Origin of the sequence: Clavibacter michiganensis, from assembly GCF_016907085.1 — a bacterium.
Classification (GTDB): Bacteria; Actinomycetota; Actinomycetes; order Actinomycetales; family Microbacteriaceae; genus Clavibacter; species Clavibacter michiganensis_O.
In genome coordinates, this window is sequence record NZ_JAFBBJ010000001.1 from 665,822 (window position 1) to 690,613 (window position 24,792).

24 protein-coding genes and 1 tRNA gene are annotated in these 24,792 nt (G+C 72.4%); 14 read left to right on the forward strand and 11 right to left on the reverse strand.

Features of this window, described 5'->3' with window-relative positions:
• Positions 1-93 precede the first annotated feature (93 nt).
• The 3 genes from JOE38_RS03035 to JOE38_RS03045 all read left to right on the forward strand — a co-directional run bounded on the left by JOE38_RS03035 (position 94) and on the right by JOE38_RS03045 (position 3,888).
• Positions 94-1,353: a glycosyltransferase gene (locus tag JOE38_RS03035; RefSeq protein WP_204574803.1), complete on the forward strand. Its 1,260-nt coding sequence runs from the start codon at positions 94-96 to the stop codon at positions 1,351-1,353.
• A gap of 12 nt (positions 1,354-1,365) precedes the next feature.
• Positions 1,366-1,439, forward strand: a tRNA-Ile gene (locus tag JOE38_RS03040).
• Positions 1,440-1,695: 256 nt separating this feature from the next.
• The gene (locus tag JOE38_RS03045; RefSeq protein ID WP_204574804.1) at positions 1,696-3,888 is read left to right on the forward strand and encodes an acyltransferase family protein; all 2,193 of its coding nucleotides are present in this window, start codon (positions 1,696-1,698) and stop codon (positions 3,886-3,888) included.
• A gap of 85 nt (positions 3,889-3,973) precedes the next feature.
• Here JOE38_RS03045 and JOE38_RS03050 read toward each other — a convergent pair whose 3' ends face one another.
• Both JOE38_RS03050 and gmd read right to left on the reverse strand, forming a co-directional pair.
• Positions 3,974-4,987 carry a GDP-L-fucose synthase family protein gene (locus JOE38_RS03050; RefSeq protein WP_307838828.1) on the reverse strand — a complete coding sequence of 338 codons (1,014 nt, stop codon included), beginning with the start codon at positions 4,985-4,987 and terminating at the stop codon, positions 3,974-3,976.
• Positions 4,984-6,036, reverse strand: a complete 1,053-nt coding sequence (gene gmd / locus JOE38_RS03055) for a GDP-mannose 4,6-dehydratase (protein ID WP_204574805.1) — start codon at positions 6,034-6,036, stop codon at positions 4,984-4,986. Before gmd ends, JOE38_RS03050 begins: the two co-directional genes overlap by 4 nt.
• A 170-nt stretch (positions 6,037-6,206) precedes the next feature.
• On the opposite strand from gmd, the gene JOE38_RS03060 reads away from it, so the two are divergent.
• The 8 genes from JOE38_RS03060 (at position 6,207) to JOE38_RS03095 (ending at position 14,228) form a co-directional block, all read left to right on the forward strand.
• Positions 6,207-7,493, forward strand: a complete 1,287-nt coding sequence (locus tag JOE38_RS03060) for a glycosyltransferase family 4 protein (RefSeq protein ID WP_204574806.1) — start codon at positions 6,207-6,209, stop codon at positions 7,491-7,493.
• Positions 7,490-8,071, forward strand: coding sequence for an acetyltransferase (locus JOE38_RS03065; protein ID WP_204574807.1), 582 nt, complete (start codon positions 7,490-7,492; stop codon positions 8,069-8,071). Before JOE38_RS03060 ends, JOE38_RS03065 begins: the two co-directional genes overlap by 4 nt.
• 104 nt (positions 8,072-8,175) lie before the next feature.
• Positions 8,176-9,111: a polysaccharide pyruvyl transferase family protein gene (locus JOE38_RS03070; RefSeq protein WP_204574808.1), complete on the forward strand. Its 936-nt coding sequence runs from the start codon at positions 8,176-8,178 to the stop codon at positions 9,109-9,111.
• Positions 9,108-10,340: a glycosyltransferase gene (locus tag JOE38_RS03075; RefSeq protein ID WP_204574809.1), complete on the forward strand. Its 1,233-nt coding sequence runs from the start codon at positions 9,108-9,110 to the stop codon at positions 10,338-10,340. The genes JOE38_RS03070 and JOE38_RS03075 overlap by 4 nt, the downstream gene beginning before the upstream one ends.
• Positions 10,337-11,620 carry a putative colanic acid polymerase WcaD gene (locus tag JOE38_RS03080; RefSeq protein WP_204574810.1) on the forward strand — a complete coding sequence of 428 codons (1,284 nt, stop codon included), beginning with the start codon at positions 10,337-10,339 and terminating at the stop codon, positions 11,618-11,620. Before JOE38_RS03075 ends, JOE38_RS03080 begins: the two co-directional genes overlap by 4 nt.
• Positions 11,601-12,269 carry a colanic acid biosynthesis glycosyltransferase WcaE gene (locus JOE38_RS03085; protein ID WP_307838829.1) on the forward strand — a complete coding sequence of 223 codons (669 nt, stop codon included), beginning with the start codon at positions 11,601-11,603 and terminating at the stop codon, positions 12,267-12,269. The genes JOE38_RS03080 and JOE38_RS03085 overlap by 20 nt, the downstream gene beginning before the upstream one ends.
• Positions 12,266-12,769 (forward strand): serine O-acetyltransferase, encoded by a 504-nt coding sequence (locus JOE38_RS03090; protein WP_204574812.1) that lies wholly within the window; start codon positions 12,266-12,268, stop codon positions 12,767-12,769. Before JOE38_RS03085 ends, JOE38_RS03090 begins: the two co-directional genes overlap by 4 nt.
• A gap of 34 nt (positions 12,770-12,803) precedes the next feature.
• A complete protein-coding gene (locus JOE38_RS03095; RefSeq protein ID WP_204574813.1) occupies positions 12,804-14,228 on the forward strand; it encodes an oligosaccharide flippase family protein in 1,425 nt (474 codons plus the stop codon).
• A 15-nt stretch (positions 14,229-14,243) separates the two neighbouring features.
• Here the strand turns inward: JOE38_RS03095 and JOE38_RS03100 are convergent, their stop codons facing one another.
• The 3 genes from JOE38_RS03100 to JOE38_RS03110 all read right to left on the reverse strand — a co-directional run bounded on the left by JOE38_RS03100 (position 14,244) and on the right by JOE38_RS03110 (position 16,562).
• Positions 14,244-15,809, reverse strand: a complete 1,566-nt coding sequence (locus JOE38_RS03100; protein WP_204574814.1) for a sugar transferase — start codon at positions 15,807-15,809, stop codon at positions 14,244-14,246.
• Positions 15,810-15,954: 145 nt separating this feature from the next.
• A complete protein-coding gene (locus JOE38_RS03105; protein WP_204574815.1) occupies positions 15,955-16,242 on the reverse strand; it encodes a hypothetical protein in 288 nt (95 codons plus the stop codon).
• Between the two features lie 116 nt (positions 16,243-16,358).
• Positions 16,359-16,562 (reverse strand): cold-shock protein, encoded by a 204-nt coding sequence (locus tag JOE38_RS03110; RefSeq protein WP_012038298.1) that lies wholly within the window; start codon positions 16,560-16,562, stop codon positions 16,359-16,361.
• A 256-nt stretch (positions 16,563-16,818) separates the two neighbouring features.
• Between JOE38_RS03110 and JOE38_RS03115 the strand changes: the two genes are divergently transcribed.
• The gene (locus JOE38_RS03115; RefSeq protein WP_204574816.1) at positions 16,819-18,489 is read left to right on the forward strand and encodes a bifunctional 3'-5' exonuclease/DNA polymerase; all 1,671 of its coding nucleotides are present in this window, start codon (positions 16,819-16,821) and stop codon (positions 18,487-18,489) included.
• 64 nt (positions 18,490-18,553) lie between these two features.
• Here JOE38_RS03115 and JOE38_RS03120 read toward each other — a convergent pair whose 3' ends face one another.
• Entirely contained in the window at positions 18,554-18,742 is a 189-nt protein-coding gene (locus JOE38_RS03120; protein ID WP_204574817.1) for a hypothetical protein, read from the reverse strand.
• Between the two features lie 95 nt (positions 18,743-18,837).
• Between JOE38_RS03120 and JOE38_RS03125 the strand changes: the two genes are divergently transcribed.
• Entirely contained in the window at positions 18,838-19,689 is an 852-nt protein-coding gene (locus tag JOE38_RS03125; protein ID WP_204574818.1) for a DUF1684 domain-containing protein, read from the forward strand.
• 1 nt (position 19,690) lies between these two features.
• On the opposite strand, the gene JOE38_RS03130 is transcribed toward JOE38_RS03125, so the two are convergent.
• Positions 19,691-20,293, reverse strand: coding sequence for a PadR family transcriptional regulator (locus JOE38_RS03130; protein ID WP_204574819.1), 603 nt, complete (start codon positions 20,291-20,293; stop codon positions 19,691-19,693).
• A 264-nt stretch (positions 20,294-20,557) separates the two neighbouring features.
• Here JOE38_RS03130 and JOE38_RS03135 point away from each other — a divergent pair, with 264 nt between their 5' ends.
• Positions 20,558-21,076 carry a DUF3145 domain-containing protein gene (locus JOE38_RS03135; protein WP_012038303.1) on the forward strand — a complete coding sequence of 173 codons (519 nt, stop codon included), beginning with the start codon at positions 20,558-20,560 and terminating at the stop codon, positions 21,074-21,076.
• Positions 21,077-21,168: 92 nt separating this feature from the next.
• Here the strand turns inward: JOE38_RS03135 and JOE38_RS03140 are convergent, their stop codons facing one another.
• The 4 genes from JOE38_RS03140 to JOE38_RS03155 all read right to left on the reverse strand — a co-directional run bounded on the left by JOE38_RS03140 (position 21,169) and on the right by JOE38_RS03155 (position 24,756).
• A complete protein-coding gene (locus JOE38_RS03140) occupies positions 21,169-22,410 on the reverse strand; it encodes a beta-ketoacyl-[acyl-carrier-protein] synthase family protein (protein WP_204574820.1) in 1,242 nt (413 codons plus the stop codon).
• A gap of 79 nt (positions 22,411-22,489) precedes the next feature.
• Positions 22,490-22,738 (reverse strand): acyl carrier protein, encoded by a 249-nt coding sequence (locus JOE38_RS03145; RefSeq protein ID WP_012038305.1) that lies wholly within the window; start codon positions 22,736-22,738, stop codon positions 22,490-22,492.
• A 53-nt stretch (positions 22,739-22,791) separates the two neighbouring features.
• Entirely contained in the window at positions 22,792-23,805 is a 1,014-nt protein-coding gene (locus JOE38_RS03150; RefSeq protein ID WP_204574821.1) for a beta-ketoacyl-ACP synthase III, read from the reverse strand.
• A gap of 30 nt (positions 23,806-23,835) precedes the next feature.
• Positions 23,836-24,756, reverse strand: coding sequence for an ACP S-malonyltransferase (locus tag JOE38_RS03155; RefSeq protein ID WP_204574822.1), 921 nt, complete (start codon positions 24,754-24,756; stop codon positions 23,836-23,838).
• Positions 24,757-24,792: the final 36 nt, after the last annotated feature.

The window sequence follows — 24,792 nt, forward strand, 5'->3', positions numbered from 1 at the left end:
ACCCGTGCGATACGTTGCTCAGCGACACCCGGCCCGCGCCACCCCGATCCACGTGACGCGCGCCGGACGCCGACACCACTGGAGAGACACTTCTTGCCGAACACCTCAGGGCAGACCCCGCGCGAGCCGGCGACCCCCGGTCGACCGCTGCGCATCCTCATCGGCGCGGACACGTTCCCGCCGGACGTGAACGGCGCCGCGCGCTTCGCCGAGCGCCTCGCGGGCGGACTCGTCCGCCGCGGCCACGAGGTGCACATCGTCGCGCCGGCGGCGAGCCGCAAGCACGGCACCTGGACCGAGGTGCACGACGGCCAGGAGATGACGGCGCACCGTCTGCGCAGCTGGCGCTGGTACCCGCACGACTGGCTGCGGTTCGCCCTGCCGTGGAACATCAACCGGAACAGCGCCCGGATCCTCGACGCCGTGCAGCCCGACGTCGTGCACTTCCAGTCGCACATCGTCACGGGCCGCGGCCTCAGCATCGAGGCCGAGAAGCGCGGGATCCGCATCGTCGGGACCAACCACTTCATGCCGGAGAACATGCTCCAGCACACGCTGCTGCCCGTGGCGTGGCAGGACAAGGCCATCTCCATGGCGTGGAAGGCCGCTCGCCGCACCTTCGGGCGCGCCGAGGCCGTCACGACGCCCACGCGCCGCGCCGCCCAGTTCCTCGAGCGCTACACGGGGCTCCAGGGCGTCATCGCCATCTCCTGCGGCATCGACGCGGCGAACTACACGCCCGACTTCACGCCGCGCACCCGCAACCGCATCGTGTTCGTCGGCCGGGTGACGGGGGAGAAGCAGATCGACGTGCTGCTGCGCGCCTTCGCGATCCTGCCCGCGCCGCTCGACGCGGAGCTCGAGATCGTCGGCGGGGGAGACCAGAAGACGGCGCTCGAGAAGCTCGCCGCCGACCTCGGCATCGCCGACCGCACAACGTTCACCGGCTACGTGTCCGACGAGGAGCTGCGCCGCGCCTACACGCGCGCGACCGTCCTCGCGATGCCGAGCATCGCCGAGCTGCAGTCCATCGTGACGATGGAGGCCATGGCCTCCGCGCTGCCCGTCGTGGCCGCCGATGCCATGGCCCTCCCGCACCTCGTGCACGACGGCGAGAACGGCTACCTCTTCCGTCCCGGCGACGTCGACGACCTCGCCGCGAAGCTGCAGCGGGTGCTCGAGCTGCCCGATGAGGAGCTCCAGCGCATGAAGCGCGAGAGCCTCGCGGTGGTCGCCACGCACGACATCGAGCGCACGATCTCGACGTTCGAGAGCCTGTATCGTGGCGAGTCCGTGGCCGCGCCGGTCACGGACGAGGCACGCGGCGTGACGGACGGCTCAGGCGCCGCCTAGCTCCGCCGCCTCGGGGCGGTAGCTCAGCTGGTCAGAGCAGCGGACTCATAATCCGTCGGTCATGGGTTCAAGTCCCATCCGCCCTACTCCCGCGCCGCGCTCCCGCGTGCCCGCTCGACGCCCTCCGGGCGTGCCCCCGATCGCGCACCCCCTCGGACTGGGGTGCGTCGCGGCACTAGCACGGTGCCGCCTCGACCGCCACGGCGATGTCCGCTCTATTACCATGGGTACCGAAATCACCCCGGTCGCGGGGGCCCCGAGGGCGACCGACGACCGCCACCGGCACCCGCCGACGAGACGCGCGAGCGCGCGTCGGGCCAGCCGCCCACCCGCGAGGACACGATGACGAGCACGCGACCCACCCGCACGAGCCGATCCACGACGGTCGCGCCGGAGGGATCCCGCACGCGCTCGTTCCGCGGCGACATCCAGGGCCTCCGCGCCCTCGCCGTGGTCGCCGTCATCCTCGACCATTTGCTCGCCTGGCCGTCCGGCGGCTTCCTCGGCGTCGACGTCTTCTTCGTGATCTCGGGCTTCATCATCACGTCGCTCCTGCTGCGGCAGCACGACAAGCGCGGCCGGATCTCGTTCGCCGAGTTCTACCGCAAGCGCGTCAAGCGCATCCTGCCGGCCTCGACCGCCGTGCTCCTCGTCACCGTGCTCGCCAGCTGGATGGTGTTCCTCTCCGGCCGCGCGTCCGCGTTCGCGTGGGACAGCGTCGCCGCGTTCTTCTTCGTCGCCAACTGGCGCTTCGCCGCGACCGACACCGACTACTGGGCCGCCGACAGCGCCGTCTCGCCCGTCCAGCACTACTGGTCGCTCGGCGTGGAGGAGCAGTTCTACGTCGTCTGGCCGATCCTCCTCACACTCGGCCTCGCGCTCTCCCTGCGCTTCCGTGGGCCCGGCCGCTACCGCGGGATCCTCACCGCGATCCTCGTCGTCATCACGGCGGGATCCTTCGCGTGGGCCATGGCCGACACCGCGGGCAACGCCGCCGTCGCCTACTTCTCCACGCTCTCCCGCGCGTGGGAGCTCGGCGTCGGGGCGCTCCTCGCCGTCGCCACGCCGCTGCTGCGCCGCATCCCGGACGCCGTGCGGCCGGTCATGGCATACGCCGGCCTCGCCGTCATCGCCTACGGCCTCTTCGCCCTCAGCAGCGCGTCGCCCATCCCCGCGCCCGGATCCGCCATCCCGGTCGTCGGCGCCGCGCTCGTCATCGCCGGCGGCACGGGCGGCGCGCAGCGCTTCCTCTGGCCGCTCACGAACCCCGTCTCGCGCTACCTCGGGGACATCTCGTACTCGCTCTACCTCTGGCACTTCCCGGTCATCGTGATCCTCGCGGCCGTCTCCGACACCGCCGGGCTCGGCTACCCGGTCATCGTGCTCGTGCTCACCCTCGGCCTCTCGGTGCTCTCGTACCACGGCCTCGAGGACCCGATCCGCCGCTCGGACTGGCTCGAGCCCGGTGCCGCCGCGCGCCGGAAGAAGAGGCGTTCGCGCCGCCGCCCCGGCTTCGGGGCGTCGACGGGCACGAAGGTCGCGGCCCTCGGCACGGCCGCGCTGCTGACGGTCACCTTCATCAGCCTCGCCGTCGTGCGACAGCAGGAGATCCAGGAGGCCTCGCGCATCGCGCCGGGCCCGGCCGCGTCCGGCGAGGAGGACCCGGGAGACCCCGCCGTGCTCGCGGCCGGCGACCTCGGCGCGCTGCAGGTCCAGATCCGCGACGCCCTCGCCGCCACCAGCTGGCCCGCGCTCGACCCCGCGATCGACGGCCTGGAGAAGTCCGCCGTGCCCGTCGAGGACGGCCAGGGCTGCGGCCGCACCGACGTGGCGAACCCGCGCTCCTGCTCCTTCGGCGACAGCCGGAAGCCCACGATCATGGTCCTCGGCGACTCGACCGGCATCACCCTGCTGCCCACGGTGCGCGCCATGTTCGAGGCGACGCACCACATCCGCGGGCTCACCTTCGCCGGCTGCGCCGTCATGGACGTCCAGTGGGACTTCCCCGACGCGTCCACCAAGGGCGGATGCCTGGACTTCCGCACGCAGGCGATCGCCGCGATCCAGGAGGAGAAGCCGGAGATCCTGTTCGTCAGCAACAGCTACGGGCAGGTCCTCAAGCTCGCGTCGAAGGCCACGGGCGACGACGCGGTGGCGGAGTGGTCCGCGGGCGTGCAGAGCACGGTCGGCCAGGTGCGCGACAGCGTCGGGAAGGTCGTCCTCGTCTCGTCCCCGCCGACCGGCCAGCCGCTCGAGACGTGCGCGACGAAGGTCTCCACGCCCGCCGACTGCCAGGCCACGATCCCCGGCGCCTGGAAGGTGGGCGACCGCTCCCAGGAGGACGCGGCCCGGGCGCTCGGCATCGCCTACGTCGACACCTCGTCGCTGTTCTGCTGGGAGGAGCGCTGCCCGTCCTTCGTCGGCAGCACGCCCACGAAGCGCGACAGCGTGCACACCACCCCGCAGTACGCGGCCGTGATCACCCCGGCGTTCCGGCAGATGCTCGACGAGGCGCTGGCGGGCGCGCCGGCCTGATCCGCGGGCACGCGCGGGGACCGTCCGGCCGGGCGCACGACGACGGCCGCCGCGCGGATGCGCGACGGCCGTCGTCGAGCGGGGGCTACTCCCGCAGCGTCGTGATGTGCTCCCGGTACCACTCGACCGTGGAGCGCAGGCCCTCGTCGAGCCCGATGGAGGAGGTCCACCCGGCGTCGGCGAGCTTCGACACGTCCAGCAGCTTCTGCGGCGTGCCGTCCGGCTTCGAGGTGTCCCACTCGGTGCGGCCCTCGTAGCCGACGACGCGCGCGATGGTCTCCGCGATCTCCCGGATGGTCACGTCGCTGCCCGTGCCCACGTTGACCTGCTCGGGCCCGTCGTAGTGCTCCAGCAGGTGGAGGCACGCGGCGGCCATGTCGTCGACGTGCAGGAACTCGCGGCGCGGGGTGCCCGTGCCCCAGTTCGTCACCGACTCCGCGCCGGACTCGCGCGCCTCGTCGTATCGGCGGATGAGCGCGGGCAGCACGTGCGAGCCCTGCGGCGAGAAGTTGTCGCCGGGTCCGTAGAGGTTCGTCGGCATGGCCGAGATCCACGGCAGGCCGTACTGGCGGCGCACGGCCTGGATCTGCATGATGCCCGCGATCTTCGCGATCGCGTAGGCGTCGTTGGTGGGCTCGAGGTGACCCGTGAGGAGGCTGTCCTCGGTGATCGGCTGCGCCGCGAGCTTCGGGTAGATGCACGAGGAGCCGAGGAACAGCAGGCGGTCCACGCCGTGGGCGAGCGCCGCGTCGAGCACGTTGACCTGGATCCGCAGGTTGTCGCTGAGGAAGTCGACCGGGTACGTGCTGTTGGCGAGGATCCCGCCGACCTTCGCGGCCGCGAGCACCACGTGCACGGGCTTCTCGGCGGCGAAGAACGCGAAGACCGCGTCGCGGTCCTTGAGGTCGAGCTCGGCGGACGTGCGGCCGATGACGTCGGTGAAGCCCTCCGCCTCGAGACGGCGGACGATGGCCGAGCCGACGAGACCGCGGTGGCCGGCCACGTAGACGCGGGCCGAGCGGTCGAGCGGCGCGGGCGTGAAGGCGACGGCGTCGCGCTCGTCGGCGGCGGACGCGCCGGCCGCGGGGGCCGCGCTCACGCCTCGCCCGCGGTCGTGTCGGCCGTGCCCCAGCTCGCGAGCTTCACGGAGTCGATCCACGGACGCCCCTCGGCCTCGAGCGCGGCGATGTCCGCGTCGACCATGATCCGCGCGAGCATCGTGGTGTCGACCGTGGCCTTCCAGCCGAGCTTCTCCTCGGCCTTCGTGGCGTCGCCCACCAGGGCGTCGACCTCGGTGGGGCGGAGGTACCGCGGGTCGAACCGCACGTGCTCGGACCAGTCGAGGCCCGCGTGCGAGAACGCGGTCTCGAGGAAGTCGCGCACGGTGAAGTTGCCGCCGGTCGCGAGCACGAAGTCGTCGGGCTCGTCGGCCTGCAGCATCCGCCACATGCCCTCGACGTACTCGGCGGCGTAGCCCCAGTCGCGGATGCTGTCGAGGTTGCCGAGGTAGACGTGGTCCTGCTTGCCGGCCTTGATGGCGGCGACCGCGCGCGTGATCTTGCGGGTCACGAACGTCTCGCCGCGGCGGGGCGACTCGTGGTTGAACAGGATCCCGTTGACGGCGAACATGTCGTACGCCTCGCGGTAGTTCTTCGTGATCCAGAAGCTGTAGAGCTTCGCGGCGCCGTAGGGCGAGCGCGGGTAGAACGGCGTGGTCTCGCTCTGCGGCGGGGGAGTGGCCCCGTACAGCTCGCTCGAGGAGGCCTGGTAGAAGCGGGTCTCGATGCCCGAGAGGCGCACGGCCTCGAGCAGGCGGATGGTGCCGGTGCCCGTCGTGTCCGCGGTGTGCTCCGGCTCGTCGAAGGAGACGCGCACGTGCGACTGCGCGGCCAGGTTGTAGACCTCGTCGGGCTGGATCTGCATCATCAGCGTCGTGAGGCGCGAGCCGTCGCTCAGGTCGCCGTAGTGGAGGAAGAGCTTCGCGCCGTCCTCGTGCGGGTCCTGGTACAGGTGGTCGATGCGCGACGTGTTGAACGTCGACGAGCGGCGGATGAGGCCGTGGACCTCGTAGCCCTTGGCGAGCAGCAGCTCCGCCAGGTACGAGCCGTCCTGCCCGGTGATGCCTGTGATGAAAGCCTTCTTGGCCATGGATCCCCCCAGATTCTCATGCGGTGCGACGCGACGACGGCGGGGCAGTCGCCCGGCGCGGCCGTCCGTCCGGTCGAATCTAACGTGAGGGCGTCGCTCGAGGGCAATCGGGGTACGACGCCGCGCGCTGCGTTAACGACATCGAAACCTCCAGGCACCAGAATGGGGCCATGGGGGATTTGAGCACGACCGACGCTGCGCGCACGCAGACGGCGGACCTGGGGGGCCTCACGGTCTGCCTGGTCGGCATCAACTACTGGCCGGAGACCACGGGCATCGCGCCGTACACGACCGCGATGGCCGAGGCGCTCACCGACGCGGGGGCGTCGGTGCACGTGGTCACCGGGATACCGCACTACCCGCAGTGGAAGCTGCAGGACGAGCGGTACGCCGAGGGCAGGCGCTGGGAGGAGATGCGCGACGGCGTCCGCATCACCCGCGTCCGCCACACCATCCCGGAGACGCCGGACCTCGCGGGCCGGGCGAAGCTCGAGGCGAGCTTCCTGCGCGGAGCGCTCCGCGAGGTGCGACGCGACACGAGCGAGATCGTCATCGCGGTCACGCCGTCGCTCGCCGGCCTCGCCGCCGGCGCGCTCGGCCGCGGCCGCCGTCCGTTCGGCGTCCTGGTGCAGGACCTCACGGGCAACGCCGCGGGGGAGTCCGGCACCACGGGAGGCCGAGCCTCGCGCCTCATCGCGTCGGGGGAGTACGCGCTCCTCCGCCGGGCCGACCGAATCGGCGTGATCACGCCCCGCTTCGGCGACCTGCTGATCCAGCAGGGCCTGCCCGACGCGTCCATCTCGGGGCTCCCGAACTTCACGCACATCACGCCGGTGGACGTCTCCACCGCAGCGGCCCGCACCCGGCTCGGCTGGACCCGGGACGCGTTCACCGTCGTCCACACCGGCAACATGGGCATGAAGCAGGGGCTGGAGTCGGTCGTCGAGGCCGCCCGCCTCTCGGACGCGCGCGACCTCGGCATCGAGTTCGTGCTCGTGGGCGACGGCAACCAGCGGGCCGCCCTCGAGGCGCAGGGCGCGGGGATCCGCTCGCTCCGATTCGTCCCGCCGCTCGACGGCGACGACTACCCGTACGCCCTGGCCGCGGCCGACGCGCTCCTGCTCAACGAGAAGCCGGGCGTGCGCGAGATGAGCATGCCGTCGAAGCTCACCTCGTACACGAGCAGCAAGCGCCCGATCATCGCCGCGGTCGAGGACGGCGGCATCACCGAGAGCGTCGTGCGCGAGCACGGAGCGGCGGCCATCATCCCGCCGGGCGACCCGGAGCGGCTGCTCCAGGCGGCGCAGGACCTCCGATGCGACAGCGACGGCGCCGCGGCCCTCACCACCGCCGCGCAGCGGATGTACCAGAACCGCTACTCGCCCGTGAGCGCCCACGCCAGGTACGTGCGTTTCGCGCAGTCGCTGGCCACCATGGGCGCCGGGGTCCCCGCGTGACGGCGGCGCCCGATCCCACGACCGACGTCCCGGTGATCGACCTGTCGCGCGCGCCCGGCGAGCACCAGGCCTGGGACCGCCCGAAGCGCACCGTCTACCTGTGGGCCGTGGTCGAGCTGATCCTCGTCACGAACCCGTGGCAGATCAGCTCGTCGCTCCGGGTCCGCGCGCTCCGGGCGTTCGGCGCCGAGATCGGCGACGGGGTGGTCTTCCGGCCGCGCACGCGGGTCAAGTTCCCGTGGAAGCTGCGCATCGGGGACCGCTCCTGGATCGGCGAGGGCGTCTGGTTCCACAACCAGGACCTCATCACCGTCGGCCACGACGTCGTGCTCTCCCAGGAGACGATGCTCACCACGGGCAGCCACGCACACCGGCGCGACATGGCCCTCCTCACGCGCCCCATCGTCATCGAGCCGGGCGCGTGGATCACGTCGCGCTGCCTGGTCCTCGGTGGCGCGCACGTGGGCCGCTCGGCGCTCGCCCGGCCGATGACCGTGGTCGCGGGCGACGTGCCCGCCGACGCGATCGTGTCGGGTCCCGACTGCACCGTGGTCGGCTCGCGCTTCTCCGGACGCTGACGCGCGCGTCCTCCGGCTCCTCCGGCGCACCCCGCTCACCGCGGCCATCCCCTTTCCCGCCGGCGACCGCACCAGCCGTCGCCGCCCCGAACGAAGGCTCCATCATGAACGGACTCCTGCTCGATCCCTCCATCTCGTCCGCCAACATCGGCGACCAGATCATCCGCGAGAACGTCCTCCGGGCGCTCGACGGCGTCATGCCGATCACCGGCAGCCTGCCCACGCAGACGCGCCTGACGCGCGACCAGCGCCGGACCGCCGCGGACGCCGAGCTGGCGATCGTGGGCGGCACCAACCTCCTCTCCTCGAACATGCCCTGGTACCGCCAGTGGAAGCTCGACCCGATCGTGGCCCGCAGCCTCAAGCACAAGGTCGTCCTGCTCGGCGTCGGCTGGTGGCAGTACCAGGACGAGCCCAACCGCTACACCACGCACATGCTCCGCGAGGTCCTCTCCCCGGACCTCGTGCACTCGGTCCGCGACGAGTACACCAAGGTGCGCCTCGAGCGCATGGGCTTCCGCGTCGTGAACACGGCGTGCCCGACCATGTGGGGGCTCGACCGGCACAACGGCGTCGAGAGCCCGCGCCCCGCGCAGGCGATCCTGACGCTCACCGACTACAACCGCGACGTCGCCGAGGACGAGTGGCTCATCGCCCTCGCCGCCGAGCACTACGAGCGCGTCGTGATCTGGCCGCAGTCGATCCGCGACGCGGCCTACGCGCGCACCCTGGAGGGCGACTTCACGATCGCGGAGCCGACGCTCGCCGCCTACGACGCGCTCCTCGCCGCGGGCGACTCCGACTACATCGGCACGCGCCTGCACGGCGGCGTCCGCGCGCTCGAGACGGGGGCGTGGGGCGTCATCGTCGCCGTCGACAACCGGGCGCTGGAGATCAGCCGCGACACCGGGCTCCCCGTGCACGCGCGCGGCGAGCGGGAGGCGATCCGCGCGACGGTCGAGCGTCGGGCGCCCCTCGACGTGCGGCTCCCGTACGACGAGATCCACGCCTGGAAGGCGCAGCTCCCGGTGGCCGGATGAACGGCGCGCCCGACGCGGATCCGGGTGCCGCCGCCCCGCCCCTGCGCGTCCTCCACCTCAGCGTGCGGCTCGGCGAGGGCGGCGCGGCCGGCGTCGCCCGCACGCTGATGCACGAGCTGGCCGAGCTGGGCGTCGACGGCTCGTTCGCGTACGGCTACGGACCCGGCGGCGGCGACTCCGGCGGAGCGGACGCGCCATCGGCCCTCCGCGTCACGTCCCGGCCCCGCGCCGCCCTCAACATGGCGGCGCACCTCGTCGTCGGCACCGAGGTCGTCCGTCCGGCGTCCGACCGCCGCGAGGAGCTGCGCGCGGCCATCGCGGCCGCCGACGTCGTGCACCTGCACATCGTGCACAGCTACTGGCTGCCTCCGCGGTGGCTGTTCCGCGAGATCGCCGCGGCCGGCACGCCCGTGGTGTGGACGCTGCACGACCAGTGGATCATGACGGGCCGCTGCGCCCAGCCCGGCACGTGCCGGCTCTGGGAGGACGGCTGCCCGCGCTGCCCGGACCTCCAGGCGTACCCGCCGGCCCGCGTCGACAACGCCGCGCGCGTCTTCACCCGTCGGCGCGAGGACATCGCCGCCCTCCGCCGGGCCGTGCCCTCGGCCGTCGTGGCCTGCGCGCACTGGCTCGCGGCCGAGGCCGCGACGGCGGGCTTCGACGACGTGCGCACGATCACGAACTCCGTCGACCGCGCGTTCTGGTCGGAGGCGACCGCGGCACGGGTACCATCGGACGCACCGCGCTCGGGTGCCCTGTTCATCTGCCGCGACCTCCGGGATCCGGCCAAGGTCGACTGGGACGCGCTCCGTGCCATCGCCGCGGACACGACCGAAGGGCTCACGATCATGGGAGACGACGCACCCGAGGACGCCCCGGGCGCCGCGCGCCTCCCCGCCACCGGAGACCGCGTCGAGCTGGCGCGCGTGATGCGGCGCCACGACCGCCTCGTCTTCACCTCGCGGGTGGACTACTTCCCGCTCACCGTCTCCGAGGCGCTGACGGCGGGCATGCGCGTGTTCGCCGTCGACTCGCCGGCGATCCGCGAGTTCGGCGACCACCCCGACGTCACGGTGGTGGGAACGGGCACGGAGCTCGCCGCGGCGCTCCTCGCGGACGAGCGGGCGGGCGCCCGCGCGGATCGCGACGCGCGCGACGTCCGCCGATTCGACCCGCGGCGCATGGCCGACGAGTACCGCGCCGTGTACGAGGAGCTGGTGTCCGCATGACCCGCAGCTACCGGCGCGAGGCGTGGCTGATGGGCGTCGCGATCATCGGCCAGCACTTCATGATCGTCCAGGCGGCCGGCTACCCCGTCACGCTCGGGCTGGTCGTGGGCGTGCCCCTGATCCTCCTGCTGTCGCGCGGCGGCTACGCGAGCCGCCTCATCCTCGCGCTCTGCGCGGTCGTGGCGCTCACGGCGTCGGCGGCGCTCGTGACCGGCATGGAGGGCAGCGATCCGCTGTCGTTCCTCCGCACGCTCGCGCTGTTCGTGCTCGCGGTCATCGTGATCGTCGCCGGATCCGCCGGGCTCGACCCCGGGTTCATCGGCTCGCGGGCCTTCTCCACGGCTATCTCCGTCACGCTCCTGCTGGTCGTCGGCCTGTCCGTCCTCCAGGTGGCCGCGGGGACGCTCGGCAGCGAGGCGTTCTTCAACGTGTTCGGGCGCTTCCAGTACCTGTACGAGTACCAGCCCTACCTCCAGTTCAATCCCATCCCGCGCGCGCAGGGCTTCTTCCTCGAGCCGTCCTACGACGCCTTCGTCATCGGGACGCTCACGCTCATCTCGCTGCTCACCGGCCGCCACTTCCGCGGCACCATCGCGGTCGGCATCCTCGGCGTCCTCATGTCCCGCTCCGCGACGGGTCTCCTGCTGCTGCTCATCATCGGCGTCGTCGTGGCCCTCCGCTCGCGGCCGGGCGCGAGCATCGTCGTCCTCAGCGGCCTCGCGGTCGTGGGCGTCGCGAGCGGCACGTACCTGCAGACCCGGCTGGAGAGCTTCAGCACGTCCGGATCCAGCACCAACTACCGGCTCGTGGCGCCGCTGCAGGTCCTCGGGGACACGCTCCTGCACACGCCCATCGGCCATGCCCTCGGATCGGTGTCGAACATCCTGCTGGGCTACGACTTGTACAACGGCGCGGAGCTCGGCACCTCGCTCGACAACGGCCTCTACGTCCTCGTGTTCTACTTCGGGTGGATCGGCCTGGTGCTCATCGCTGCCCTCGCCATCCTGTCGATCCGGGCGATGCTCCGCAGCAGACGCTCGACCTGGGGAGCCGTGGCGCCGCTGTGGCTCTTCGGGACCCTATTCTTCTCCGGCGGGATCATGCTGCCCGAGTACGCCGTCATGACCGCCCTCCTCATCGCGACGCTCGTCGCCTGCAACGAAAGCCTGGTCGCTCCCCATGCCGGTATCCCCACCGCTCCTGTCCGTCGTCGTGGTGACCTTCCGGGACCTGCCGGGGCTCAGCAGCACGCTCCGGTCGGTGCGCCAGCTCGTCCATGACGCGGGCGACGCGATCGAGGTCATCGTCGTCGACGGCGGCACGGGGGAGGGGCTCGACGAGGTCGTGACCTCCTCCGGCGTCCCGGTCGACCTCTCGAGCGGCCCCGACGCCGGCATCTACGACGCCATGAACGCCGGCATCGCCCGTTCGACCGGGAGGTTCGTCTGGTTCCTCAACGGCGGCGACCGATCCCACGTCGAGTCCTGGGAGCTGCTGTCCGGCATCCTGCGCGCGGCGGGCGACGACGAGCTCCTCCTCGGCGACTACCTGCTCGACACCGGACACGGCGAGATCCTGCGGAAGGCCCGTCCGCCCTTCTACATCCACCACGGCCTGCCCACCTCCCACCAGGCCATCCTGTATCCGGGATCCCGCATCCGCGGCGCCCGCTACGACCTCCGCTTCCGCGTCGTCGGCGACTACGAGCTCACGGCCCGGCTGCTGCGATCCGGGGTCCGCCCGGTCGTCGTGCACGTCCCGCTCGCCGTCTTCGCCGCGGGCGGCATGTCGCAGGTGCGCGCCAAGGAGATCGCCGTGGAGGCGGCGCGGGTGCAGGCCGAGACGCTGCGCACGCCCCTGCCGATCCGCTGGGCGAGCCGGGCGCTGCACACGGCGAGCCGCATCCGCCGCACGGTGCAGACGTCGTGAGCGCCGTCGACGAGCGCGGCCGCTGGGCCGCCGACCGGGCACGCTACGGCCGCGGGGCCTGGCTCCTGCAGCCGTCGTTCTGGGCGGTGTCCGTCTACCGGTACGGGCGCTGGACGCGCACCTGCTCGCGGGCCGTGCGGCTGCCCGCCCACGTGCTGTACGTCGCGCTCTACAGCGTGGTGCGGCTGGTGACGGGGATCGACATCCCGCGGTCGGTCCAGATCGGGCCGGGCATCATGATCCACCACTTCGGCACGGTCATCGTGCACCCGCAGGCGCGCATCGGCGCCCGGTTCACCATGCGCCACGGGGTCACGATCGGCGCCAAGAAGGGCGACGACGTGCCGGTCATCGGCGACGACGTGCAGGTGGGCGCCTTCGCGCAGATCCTCGGCCCCATCCACGTGGGCGACGGCAGCACCATCGGCGCGATGACCCTGGTGCTCCGCGACGTGCCCGCCGGGGCGACCGTGGTCGGCGTCCCGGGACGCGTGCTGTGACCGCACCTCACGGCGCCACCCGTCCGAGCGCGCGATGAGCGCCGACGACCACGCGGCCCGGGCTGCCCGGAGCCGCGACTCCTCGGTGTGGCCGCTCGCGGCGCAGGCGATCATCGCGGCGGTCGGCCTCGTCGCCGCCACCCTCGCCGCGCGGCTGCTGGGTCCGTCCGACTACGGCGTCTACTTCCTGGCGCTCACCGTCACGGCCTGCGTCGCCGTCCTCTTCGACATCTGCGTGCCGCAGGCCGTGCTCACGCACACCCCCGGCTACCTCGAGTCGGCGCGCACCTGGCGCCGCCTGGCCGTCCTCGTCGCGGCGGGTGCTGCGTCGCTCACCGCGGCGGTCGCGCTCGTCGTCGGCACCTCGCTCGACGCCGACGTGATGTGGGTGATCCTCTGCGCCGCGCTGCCCGTCACGATGGCGTCCATGACGCCCCGCGCCTTCCTCATCGCGGCCCGTCAGCTCCGCTACGTCTCGCTCGTCGACCTCTCCAGCGTGCTGGTCGGCAACGTCGTCGCGATCGGCGCGCTCGTCCTCACCGACAGCCTCTGGGCCGCAGCCAGTAGCCAGCTCGTCATCGCGGCCGTCCGCTGGCTGGCGTTCGAAGCCGCATGGATCCGCCGGGGGAGGGCCGACCTGCCCGCCCGCGTCCCCGTCCGCCCGGCGGCACGCCAGCTCTACACGTCGATGCACGGCACCTACCAGAGCCAGCTCGCCGGGTTCGCCGCCCGGAACGGCGACAACCTGCTCGTCAGCATCCTGCTCGGGCCCGTCGCCCTCGCGCAGTACTCCCGGGCCTACTCGTTCCTCATCGGGCCCCTCCAGCAGGCGCAGCAGGCGCTCAACCCGATGGCCATCCGCGACCTGGCGGTGGCGCGCCTCGCCGGTCGCGCCGACGACCAGCTCCGGCGCCTCGCCGCCGTGGTCATCGCCGTCGGCGTGCCGGCCGCGCTGGCGATCTCGCTCAGCGGCCCGCACCTCGTGCAGGTGCTGCTCGGAGACGAGTGGCGGACGGCCGGCGCGCTCATGCCGCTGTCCTGGGGGCTCGCAGCGTCGATGATCGTCGCGATCCCCGCCCGCTGGGCTCTCGTGGCCGGCCACCACTCACAGGCCCTGACGGTGGACGCCGTCCTCAACTACACCGTGCTGGCGGGCGTCGTGGTCGGCGCGCTCACGGGCGGCCTCGCCGGCGTGCTCGTGATCAACTCCTTCATCGTCTCGCCAGCCATCACGATCACCGCATGGTGCATGCTGGGCGCGGTGCCCCGCCGGCTGTTCCTCCGGCGCCTGCTGCCCATGGCGATCGCCTTGGGCGGCCTCACGGCGCTCGTCTGCATCGTCGTCGGCGAGTACGTGCGGTCCAGCCTCGTGGAGACGATCCTCGACCTCGGCATCGGCGGCCTCATCGCGGTCGCGGCCTTCGTCGTCCTCATGCGACGACGGCGTCGCGCGTCCTGACCGCGGCGGCTCCCGTCAGTACGCCCCCTCGCGCGCCAGCACGGCCTTCGCGGTCTTCCAGAGGATGACGAGATCGCCCACGATGGACCAGTTCTCGACGTAGTACAGGTCGAGCCGCACGCTGTCCTCCCACGAGAGGTTCGACCGGCCGCTGACCTGCCAGAGGCCGGTGATGCCCGGCTTCACGAGGAAGCGCCGGTGCACCTTCGTCTCGTATGCCTCCACCTCGCGGGCGAGCGGCGGGCGCGGCCCCACGAGCGACATGCTGCCGTTGAGGACGTTCACGAGCTGCATCAGCTCGTCGAGGCTGTAGCGGCGGAGGAATCGCCCGATCGGCGTGACCCGGGGGTCGTCCTTCATCTTGAAGAGCACCGAGTTGCCCGCATCCCGCGACTGCTTCTCGAGCTCGAGCAGACGGGCCTCCGCGTCCGTCACCATCGTGCGGAACTTGAGCATCTGGAACGGGCGCCCGTTGATGCCCACGCGCTCCTGGCGGAAGAGCACGGGTCCCGGCGTGCTGAGCCGGATGGTGATCGCGATGGCGAGGAACAGGGGCGACGCGAGGATGAGAATCAGCGCGCTCGCGACGATGTCGAACGCCCGCTTCGCGAAGAGCTTGGTGCCCTCGTAGCGCGGGGTCTCCACGTGGATGAGGGGCAGGCCCGCGACGGGGCGGGTGTGGATCCGGGGCCCGCCGATGTCGGTGAGGCTGGGCGCCACCACCAGGTGCTGGCGTCCGGGCTCCAGCGACCAGCTGAGCTCGCGGATCCGCTCGGGCGAGAGCTCGTCGTTGCTGGCGATGACGATGGTGTCGGCGTCGACCGCGCGCATGGCGGCCTGCAGGTCGGCGAGCTTGCCCAGGACGGGGATCCCGGTGCCGGGCAGCGTCGCCGCGATCACGCCGGACGGGATGCACGCCCCGACCACGTGGTAGCCGGCGTAGGGCTGGCGCGCGAGCTCGCGGGCGAGGAACCCCGTCGACGCCTCGGATCCGATCAGCAGCACGCGGGACGAGTAGCGGCCCTTGGCGCGCTGGACGTTCAGCCACTGCCGCCACATCCAGCGGCTGAGCACGAGGGTCACGAGCCCGAGCGGCAGCGCGATGATGATGTACCCGCGCGCGAAGTCGATGCGGCCGAGGAACGCCACGATGGCGACCAGCCCGAAAAGGCGCACGGTGGCGTCGAGGATCAGCCGGTACTCCTGCGGTCCCGTGCCGAGGACGCGATAGCCGCGCGTGCCGTACAGCCCGAGGGCGACCATCCAGCTCGCGATGATCACGAGGGAGATGAGCGAGTAGCTCACGGCGACGCCCTCGTAGTCGCCGTTGAAGGCGACGTCGGAGGTCTCGAAGCCGAACCACGCGATCTGGACGCCGAAGACGACCCAGATGAGGACGAGGAGGTCGGTGACGACGAGCCCGACGGCGTAGGTGCGGCGCCAGTCGTGCGCCCGCAAGCCGTCCGCCTCCGTGAGCGGACCGGCGTCCGCGCGCAACCCCTTCGCGGACCTGTCCGTCATCCGTCGACGGGCGCCGGTCTCCCGTGCTCCCGTGTCGTGCGTGGTCTTCTGTTCGATCATCGTCCCCCCAAGCCGATGCTGCGTCCCCCTGAGGCGTCGTCGGCTCTTGGGATCGACACTACAGGCGTTGTCGTCGATGCCCGTCGGCAGGTGCCCGATGGAGTCCGGGGAGACGCCGTCGGGGGACAGGAGGGGCCTGGCCGGATCAGATGCGGGTCCACGCCCCTCCGTCGCGACGCGTGATGCTCGCTCGGGGGATCTCGACGAGCTCGCCGGCGCGAGCCCGGACGGCGCCGGCGATGCGCTCCGCCGCCGCGTCGTCGTCCGCGGTGAAGCGCACCGTGAGCCGGGGCTCACCGCGCACGACCTGGATGTCGTTCGCCTCGAGGGTGGCGATGCGGGCGGCCTCGGCGGCAGCGGCGGGCAGGACGGCGGCGGGGTCGGCGCCCGGTCGCAGCGCGCCGACGGTCATGGTGATGCGATAGGAGGGCACGGTCCATGGTCCCGCACGCCCGGGTGAGCGTTAAATGGAGAACGGCCCCGACCACATGGTCGGAGCCGTTCTCGGAAGCTCAGCGTGCTGCGCTCACCAGAGGCGAGCGGGTGGCATTAGAGCGGGCGGATGTTCTCAGCCTGGGGACCCTTGGGGCCCTGGGCGACCTCGAACTCGACCTTCTGGTTCTCGTCGAGCGACTTGTAGCCGCCCGTCGCGATCGCGGAGTAGTGAGCGAACACATCCGCGGTTCCGTTGTCGGGAGCGATGAAGCCGAAGCCCTTTTCAGCGTTGAACCACTTGACGGTGCCTGTTGCCATGACGAAATTTCCTTCAAAAGAGATGCATCGATCCCGGGACCCGGGACCGCGGGTCGTCTGCCCCTCGTGACCCCTCCGGCGGACCGGGCGGATCGTGAGGACCTGACGACTTGTGACCAACCCTAGCGGGTGAAACCGCGCGAGCGGGGGATGCGGGCACAATCCCGTGCGGTGTTTCCCTGCATGACGCGATGCGGGGGAGCTGCGGCGAGCCCGGGCGGAGGCCGACGTCGGACGCGCGAGGGATGATGAGGGCATGCACATCCTGGCCGCGCGGACGCCCTCCGGCGTGCGGCTGGTCGACCTCGACGCGAACGGCACCGTCACGGCCACGCGCGACGTCGCGTCCGCCGAGTGGCCAGCCGTCGCCGCCGCCCGCGAGCGGGCCGACCCCGCGCCACGCTGGGTCTGGGACGACACCGCTGTCTGGGCGCGCGCGCTGATCGCCGGAGGCGTCCGCGTCGCCCGCTGCCACGATCTCCGTCTCTGCCACGCGATCCTGCGGCTGTCCACGCAGACCGCCGACAGCCCGCTGGCCCGGATGCCCGCCGGGCCCTGGGACCGGGCCGCCCCGTCGGAGCGCGAGCCCTCGACGTCCGCGACGCTCTTCGACGACCTCGACGCACCCGAGGCCAGCTCGCCCGACGAGCTGGTCGCCGAGCTCCGCCTCCAGCTCGAGGCGGTCGCGGGCAGCGCCGAACCCGGCCGCCTGCGCCTCCTCCTCGCCGCGGAGTCGGCGGGCGCCCTCGTCGCCGCGGAGATGTCCGCCGACGGGCTGCCGTGGGACACGGCCGTCCACGACGCGCTCCTGATCGACCTGCTCGGCGGTCGGCCCGCGCACGGCGGCGCGCCTCCCGCGCTGCTGCGGCTCGCCGCGCGGATCCGGGAGCTCCTCGCCGCCCCCGACCTCAACGTCGACAGCCCGCCTGACGTGCTGCGGGCGCTCCGTCGTGCCGGCATCGACGCCACCAGCACCCGGCAGTGGGAGCTGCAGGAGATCGACCACCCCGTCATCGCGCCGCTGCTGGAGCACAAGAAGCTGTCCCGCCTCCTCACCGCGAACGGGTGGACGTGGATGGAGACATGGATCCGCGACGGCCGCTTCCACCCCGAGTACGTCCCCGGCGGCGTGGTCACCGGACGCTGGGCCGCCAGCGGAGGGGGCGCGCTGCAGCTGCCCCGCCAGATCCGCTCCGCCGTCCGCGCGGATCCCGGCTGGCGGCTCGTCGTCGCCGATGCCGCGCAGCTCGAGCCGCGCGTGCTCGCCGCGCTGGCGGAGGACCGCGCCATGGCCGACGCGGGTCGCGGCACCGACCTGTACCAGGGACTCGTCGACACCGGCGTCGTCGACACCCGCGCCCACGCCAAGGTCGCGATGCTCGGTGCCATGTACGGCGCCACCTCCGGGGAGAGCGGGCGCCTGATGCCGCGGCTCGTCCGGGCGTACCCGCGGGCCACCGGCTACGTGGAGCGCGCGGCGCGGGCGGGGGAGAGCGGGGGGATCGTGAGCACGCGGCTCGGGCGGTCGTCCCCACCGCCCGCCGACGCGTGGGTGGACGTGCAGCAGATCGGACGCGCGGGCGAGGCGTCCGCGACGGACGCCGCCCGCGCCCGCACGTCCGCCCGCGACCAGGGTCGATTCACCCGGAACTTCGTCGTCCAGGGCAGCGCCGCGGAGTGGGCGCTCTGCTGGCTCGCCGGACTCCGGCGCCGCCTCGCCGCGATGGAGCGGCCCGGATCCCGCCCGCACCTCGTCTTCTTCCTGCACGACGAGGTCATGGTGCACGCACCCGACGACCGCGTCGACGAGGTGCGCCTGGCCGTGGCCGAGGCCGCCGCGGAGGCCGGCCGCCTGCTGTTCGGCGACGCGCCCGTGGACTTCCCCGTCACGATCGCGGTCGTCGACGACTACGCGCAGGCCAAGTGAGCCGAGCCCGGACATGACGACGCCCGGCCCCTCGCGGGACCGGGCGTCGTGAGCTCGTGGGGGATCAGCCGCCGGAGGCGACGTCGCCCGTGTGGTCGTCGCCCTCATCCGTGTTGCTGCCGGAGCCGTCGGGGGTCGACCCGTCCGAACCGCTCTCCGACGTGACCGAGGAGGAGGACGACTCCACGTGCTCCTCGGTGTGCGTGGCCGTGCCGTCGTCGTCGGTCGAGGTGCTCTCGTGATCTGTGCTCATGCCCCGACCGTACGCTCGCGGTGCTCCGCGGGGAACCCCGACGGCGCATGCGCGCCCGACTTGGCCGGGGCCCCGCGGCCCGCGAGGATGGGTCCATGACCGATCCCGCCCCCGCCGCCCCCGCTCCCACCGACCCGGCGGAGGTGCTCGCCGTCTACCGCGCCCGTCGCGAGCAGATGGTGGTCCTGCCGCAGGGCAACCTGGCCCTCGTCAACACGCAGTGGATCTCCGCGGACGCCGCTCCGCAGCCCGTCTACGGGATCCCCGGTGCGTGGTCGCCCCTGGCACCCGGCGCCTCCGGCCTCCGGGTCCAGGCGACCGCGGCGGACGGACTCCACGTCGACGGCGTCCTCGTCGACGGCGAGGCGGTCGTCCGCGGACGCGACGACCCGCAGCCCTCGTCCGTCGTCGCCAGCGACACGGTGTCGGCGTTCGTCATCGCCAGCGAGGAGGGCGCGTACGCGCTCCGCGTCTGGGACGCGCAGTCCGACGCGATCCGCGACTTCGGCGGCATCGACGCGTTCCCGTACTCCGAGGAGTGGGTCGTGAAGGCGGACTTCACGCCCATCGAGGGCGGCCGGGCGATGGGCTTCGAGCACCTCAAGGACGACGGCGCGACCAAGGACAAGATCGTGCCCGGCGAGATCACCTTCACCAAGGACGGCGTCGACTACTCGCTGGCCGCCTTCCGCGAGGGCCGCGCGCTCCTGCTGGTCTTCTCGGACGCGACGAGCGGCGAGTCCACGTACGGCGTCGGCCGCTTCCTCATGGTCGCACCGTCACCGGACGGGACGATCACGCTGGACTTCAACCGCGCATATCTGCCCCCGTGCGCGTTCAGCTACAACTTCAACTGCCCGATGCCGCCGAAGCAGAACCGCTTCGCCGTCCCCATCGAGGCGGGGGAGAAGAACGTGCTCGCCAAGGACGGCGGCCTGCTGCACTAGGTCAGGCGGCGGATCCGCCCGGAGCTCGCGAGGGCCGCCCCCGACGGGGAGCCGCGGCGAGCCCCGCGGGTCGCGCGCCCGTCGCGCGCGCGTCGCCGATACGCCGCTCGGCCGCGTCGAGCCACGCCAACCGCGCGTGCACCTGGGTCTCCTGGGCCTCCACGGACAGGATCCGCGCGAGCGCCGGCTCCCCGGCCTCCGCCTCGAGCCGCTCTCGGGCCCGGGCGAGCACGGCCGCCTCGGCGAGCGATCCCTCGCGCTGGATCCGCACGACCTCACGCGCGTCCGCGTCGGGGAGCGACAGCGCCAGCGTGACCTTCACCACCAGCTCGTCGCGCGCGCCGACGACGCCGACGCTCGCCGCGAGCCAGGCGCGGACCTCCGCCGTACCGGCCTCGGTGATCGTGTAGGGCACGTGCCCCGCGTCGTCCATGGCGCCCTTCACGACGAGCCCATCGCGCTCGAGCCGATCCAGCGTGTTGTAGATCTGGCCGACGTTGAGCGGCGCCGCGGTGCCCGTGCGCCGCGAGAACTCCGTCCGGAGCTGGTAGCCGTAGCACGTGCCCTCGGTGAGGACCGCGAGGAGCGCGTGCCGCACCGACATGCCCGCCCCGTCTCCCGGCCACGGCGGGCCGACACCTGGAGCATAGGCATTCCCGGCATGCATCCCGGTCGGACCCGCCGGGGACGCCGGAGGACGCGCGGCCTCCGGCTGCGGCGCGTCGCGACCCGCATGTTGCCCGCGCACAGGATCACCCGCCATGATGGGACCCGTCGGCGCTCGCGTCGGCCGCACCGGCAGGTGTGGAGCTCGTCCATCGCACGCAGATCGTTGGGGAAGACGCATCTGATCGGATGGAGGAGACCCATGGAAGCACCCGTCGCCAACTCAAGACCGGCTCGAGGAGTGCTCTACGTGCACTCCTCTCCTCGCGCGCTCTGCCCCCATGTCGAATGGGCCGCCGGTCGTGCGCTGGGTCATGCCGTGAACTTCACGTGGGATCCGCAGCCCGTGCTCAAGGGCGCCATGCGCGCCGAATACTACTGGGAGGGTCCGGAGGGGTCTGGCGCCGCCATCGCCAGCGGCCTCCGCGGCTGGGAGCACCTGCGCTACGAGGTCACCGAGGACGCCGGCCCCGGCCGTGACGGCGGTCGCTGGATGCACACGCCCGACCTCGGCGTGTTCTTCGCGCAGACCGACACGGCCGGCAACACCGTGATCCCCGAGGACCGCATCCGCTACGCCCTCGACGTCGCCGGCTCCAACACGCTCGAGCTCCACCGGGAGCTCCGCCTCGCCATGGGCCAGGCCTGGGACGACGAGCTGGAGGCCTTCCGCCACGCGAGCGACTTCAGCCCGGTCGTCTGGCTGCACAAGGTCGGCTGACCCGCGCCCCACTCGGCGCGCGGCTCCTCCCCGCCCGCCCGCACGACGAGAGGCCCCGACCATCCGGTCGGGGCCTCTCGTCGTTCGTGCCGCTAGACGCTGCGGAACGCGATGACCGCGTTGTGCCCGCCGAAGCCGAACGAGTTGCTGATGGCGAGCAGGTCGCCGTCGCCCAGCGACCGCGGCGACGTGACGACGTCCAGGAGGATGTCGGGGTCCTGCTCCGTGAGGTTGATCGTCGGGGGAGCGGTGCGCTCCGCCAGCGCCTTCACGGTGAAGACGGCCTCGATGGCACCCGCGCCGCCGAGGAGGTGGCCCGTGGACGCCTTCGTGGCGCTCACGGGGATGCCGTGCACCGCGTCGCCGAAGACGCGCTCGAGGGCCTTGTACTCGGCGATGTCGCCGACGGGCGTGCTCGTCGCGTGCACGTTGATGTGCGAGACGTCGGAACGCGAGTAGCCGGCGCCCTCGATGCTCTGGATCATGGCGCGCGCGGCGGCCGTGCCCTCGGGATCCGGGGCCGTGATGTGGAACGCGTCGCTCGTGACCGCGCCGCCCACGAGCTCGGCGTAGATGCGGGCGCCGCGGGCCTTCGCGTGCTCCTCTGTCTCGAGGACGAGGGCGGCGCCGCCTTCACCGAGCACGAAGCCGTCGCGCGCGATGTCGTACGGACGCGACGCGCGCTGGGGGTCGTCGTTCCGCTTGGAGAGCGCCTGCATCGCGGCGAACGAGGCGATGGGGAGCGGGTGGATGGAGGCCTCGGATCCGCCGGCCACGATGATGTCCGCTCGACCCGCCTGGAGGTGCTCGTAGGCGCTGGCGATGGACTCGGTGCTGGAGGCGCAGGCGGAGACCACGGTCTGGATGCCCGCGCGCGCGCCGAGGTCCATGCCGACCGCGGCCGCGGGGCCGTTGGGCATGAGCATGGGCACGGTCATCGGGAGGACCCGGCGGGGGCCCTTCTCGCGGAGGGTGTCCCAGGCGTCGAGCAGCGTCCACACGCCGCCGATGCCCGTCGCCCAGTCGACCGCGAAGCGCAACGGGTCGACCTCGGGCGACCCGGCGTCGGCCCACGCCTCACGCGCGGCCGTCAGGGCGAACTGGCTCGACGGATCGAGGCGCTTGGTCTCGATGCGCTGCATGACCTCGGACGACGGCACCTTGGCCTGGCCGGCGAAGGTGACGGGGATCTCCCACTTGGCGACCCAGTCCTGCTCGAGGGTGCGGATGCCCGACTCGCCGCGCAGGAGCGCCTGCCAGGTGTCCTCGGCGGTGCCGCCGAGCGGAGACGTCGCGCCGATGCCGGTGACGACGATCTTCTTGGGGGTGGTCATGCGTGGCGTCTCCTCGACGTCGGGAACGGGGGAGGGAGATGGCCGGCCCCGGAAGCGGGACCGGCCATGCTCCGCGCGGTCAGGACTGCGCGTTGGTGATGAACGTGACCGCGTCGCCGACGGTCTTGAGGTTCTTAACTTCCTCGTCCGGGATCTTGACGTCGAACTTCTCCTCGGCGTTGACGACGATCGTCATCATCGAGATCGAGTCGATGTCCAGGTCGTCGGTGAACGACTTGTCCATCTCGACGGTGTCGGTGGCGATCCCGGTCTCGTCGTTGACGAGCTCGGCCAGGCCGGCCAGGACTTCTTCGGTGGACAGTGCCATGTGTATCTCCTCGTGGTTCGTGATGACCGGAACAGCTTATGGGGCGGTGGGGCTCAGGGCAGGACGACGACCTGCGCGCCGAAGACGAGTCCCGCGCCGAACCCGATCTGCAGGGCGAGGCCGCCGGAGAGCGACGGGTCCTCCTCGAGCAGGCGGTGGGTGGCGAGCGGGATGGACGCGGCGGAGGTGTTGCCGGTGGTGGCGATGTCGCGCGCGATGGCGACGGACTCGGGGAGGCCGAGCTGCTTCGCGAACTCGTCGACGATGCGCATGTTGGCCTGGTGCGGGATGAAGGCGGCGAGCTGCTCCGGGGCGATGCCGGCGCGGTCGAGTGCCTCCTTGGCGACCTTGACCATCTCCCACACCGCCCAGCGGAAGACCTTCTGGCCGTCCTGGCGGAGCGTCGGCCACGCGGATCCGTCGCGCATGCTCTTCAGGGTGCCGGTCATGCCGACGGCGTCCCAGTTCGAGCCGTCCGATCCCCACACCGTGGGAGAGATGCCGGGGGTGTCGCTCGGGCCGACGATCGCGGCGCCGGCGCCGTCGCCGAGGAGGAACGAGATGGAGCGGTCGGTCGGGTCGACGATGTCGGACAGCTTCTCCGCGCCGACCACGAGGACGTACTCCGCGAGGCCCGACCGGATGAAGGAGTCGGCCTGGGCGATGCCGTAGGTGTACCCCGCGCACGCGGCCGAGATGTCGTAGGCGGGCGCCGGGTTCGCGCCGATGCGGTCCGCCAGGAGCGCCGCCATCGACGGCGTCTGGACGGTGTTGCTCACGGTGCTGACGAGGACGATGCCGATCTGCTCCGGCCGGATGCCCGCCTTCGCGATGGCCTCGAGCGAGGCCGTGGTCGCGAGGTCCACCGCGTCGACGTCGGCGCCGGCGCGCTTGCGCGTGATGATGCCGGTGCGCTGGCGGATCCACTCGTCGGAGGAGTCGATCGGGCCGACGAGGTCGTCGTTCGGGACGTCGAGCTCGCCGCGCGCGGCGCCGAGGCCCCAGATGCGGGTGAAGCGCTCGACCACGGGCGCGGTCAGGATGGTGGGGCGGGGCTGGTCGGTCATGGGTGCCTGTTCGGTGTCGGTGAGGCGGGATCAGGCGTGCGCGTCGAGCATGTCGATGGCCGCCGGGAGGTCGTCGGGCGTGGAGAGCGCGAGCGTCGGGAGGCCCTTGAGGCCGCGCTTGGCGAGGCCGGTCAGCGCTCCGGCGGGAGCGACCTCGATGAGGCCGGTGACGCCTGCGGCGGCGAAGGACTCCATGCAGAGGTCCCAGCGCACCGGGCTCGCGACCTGGCCCACAATGAGGTCGAGGTACGCGGCACCGGACTCGACGCGGCTCCCGTCCCGGTTGGTCCAGACGGGGAAGCGCGGATCGCGGGGCGCGAGCGGCGCGACGGCGGCGCGCAGGGCGTCGACCGCGGGAGCCATGTGGTGCGTGTGGAAGGCACCGGCGACCTGGAGCGGGATGACGCGCGTGCCGCGGAGGGGCTCGGCCTGCAGGGCAACGAGGGCGTCGGGGGCGCCGGCGACGACGATCTGGCCGCCGCCGTTGAAGTTGGCGGGCTCGAGGTCGAGCTCGGCGAGGCGCGCGAGGACGGCGTCCTGGTCGCCGCCCACGACGGCGCTCATGCCCGTGCTCGTGATCGCGGCGGCCTCCGCCATCGCATCGCCGCGGGTGCGCACGACGCGCATGGCCTCGTCGTCCGTGAGGATGCCGGCCCCCGCTGCCGCCGTGATCTCGCCGACCGAGTGGCCCGCGATGCCGGCGACGTACGCGTCACGGCCGTCGGCGAGGAGCGCGTGCAGGGCGACGATGCCGGCGGCCACGATGAGCGGCTGCGCGACGGCGGTGTCGCGGATGGTGTCGGCGTCGGACGTGGTGCCGTGCGTGACGAGGTCGAGGCCCGCCGCGTCGCCCAGCTCACCCAATCGCCGCGCGTGCTCGGGGTGCTCGAGCCAGGAGGAGAGGAAGCCGGGCTTCTGGGAGCCCTGCCCCGGGCAGACGACGATGATCATCCGTCCATCTTCCCGTCCGCAGCGAGGCCCGTCGGA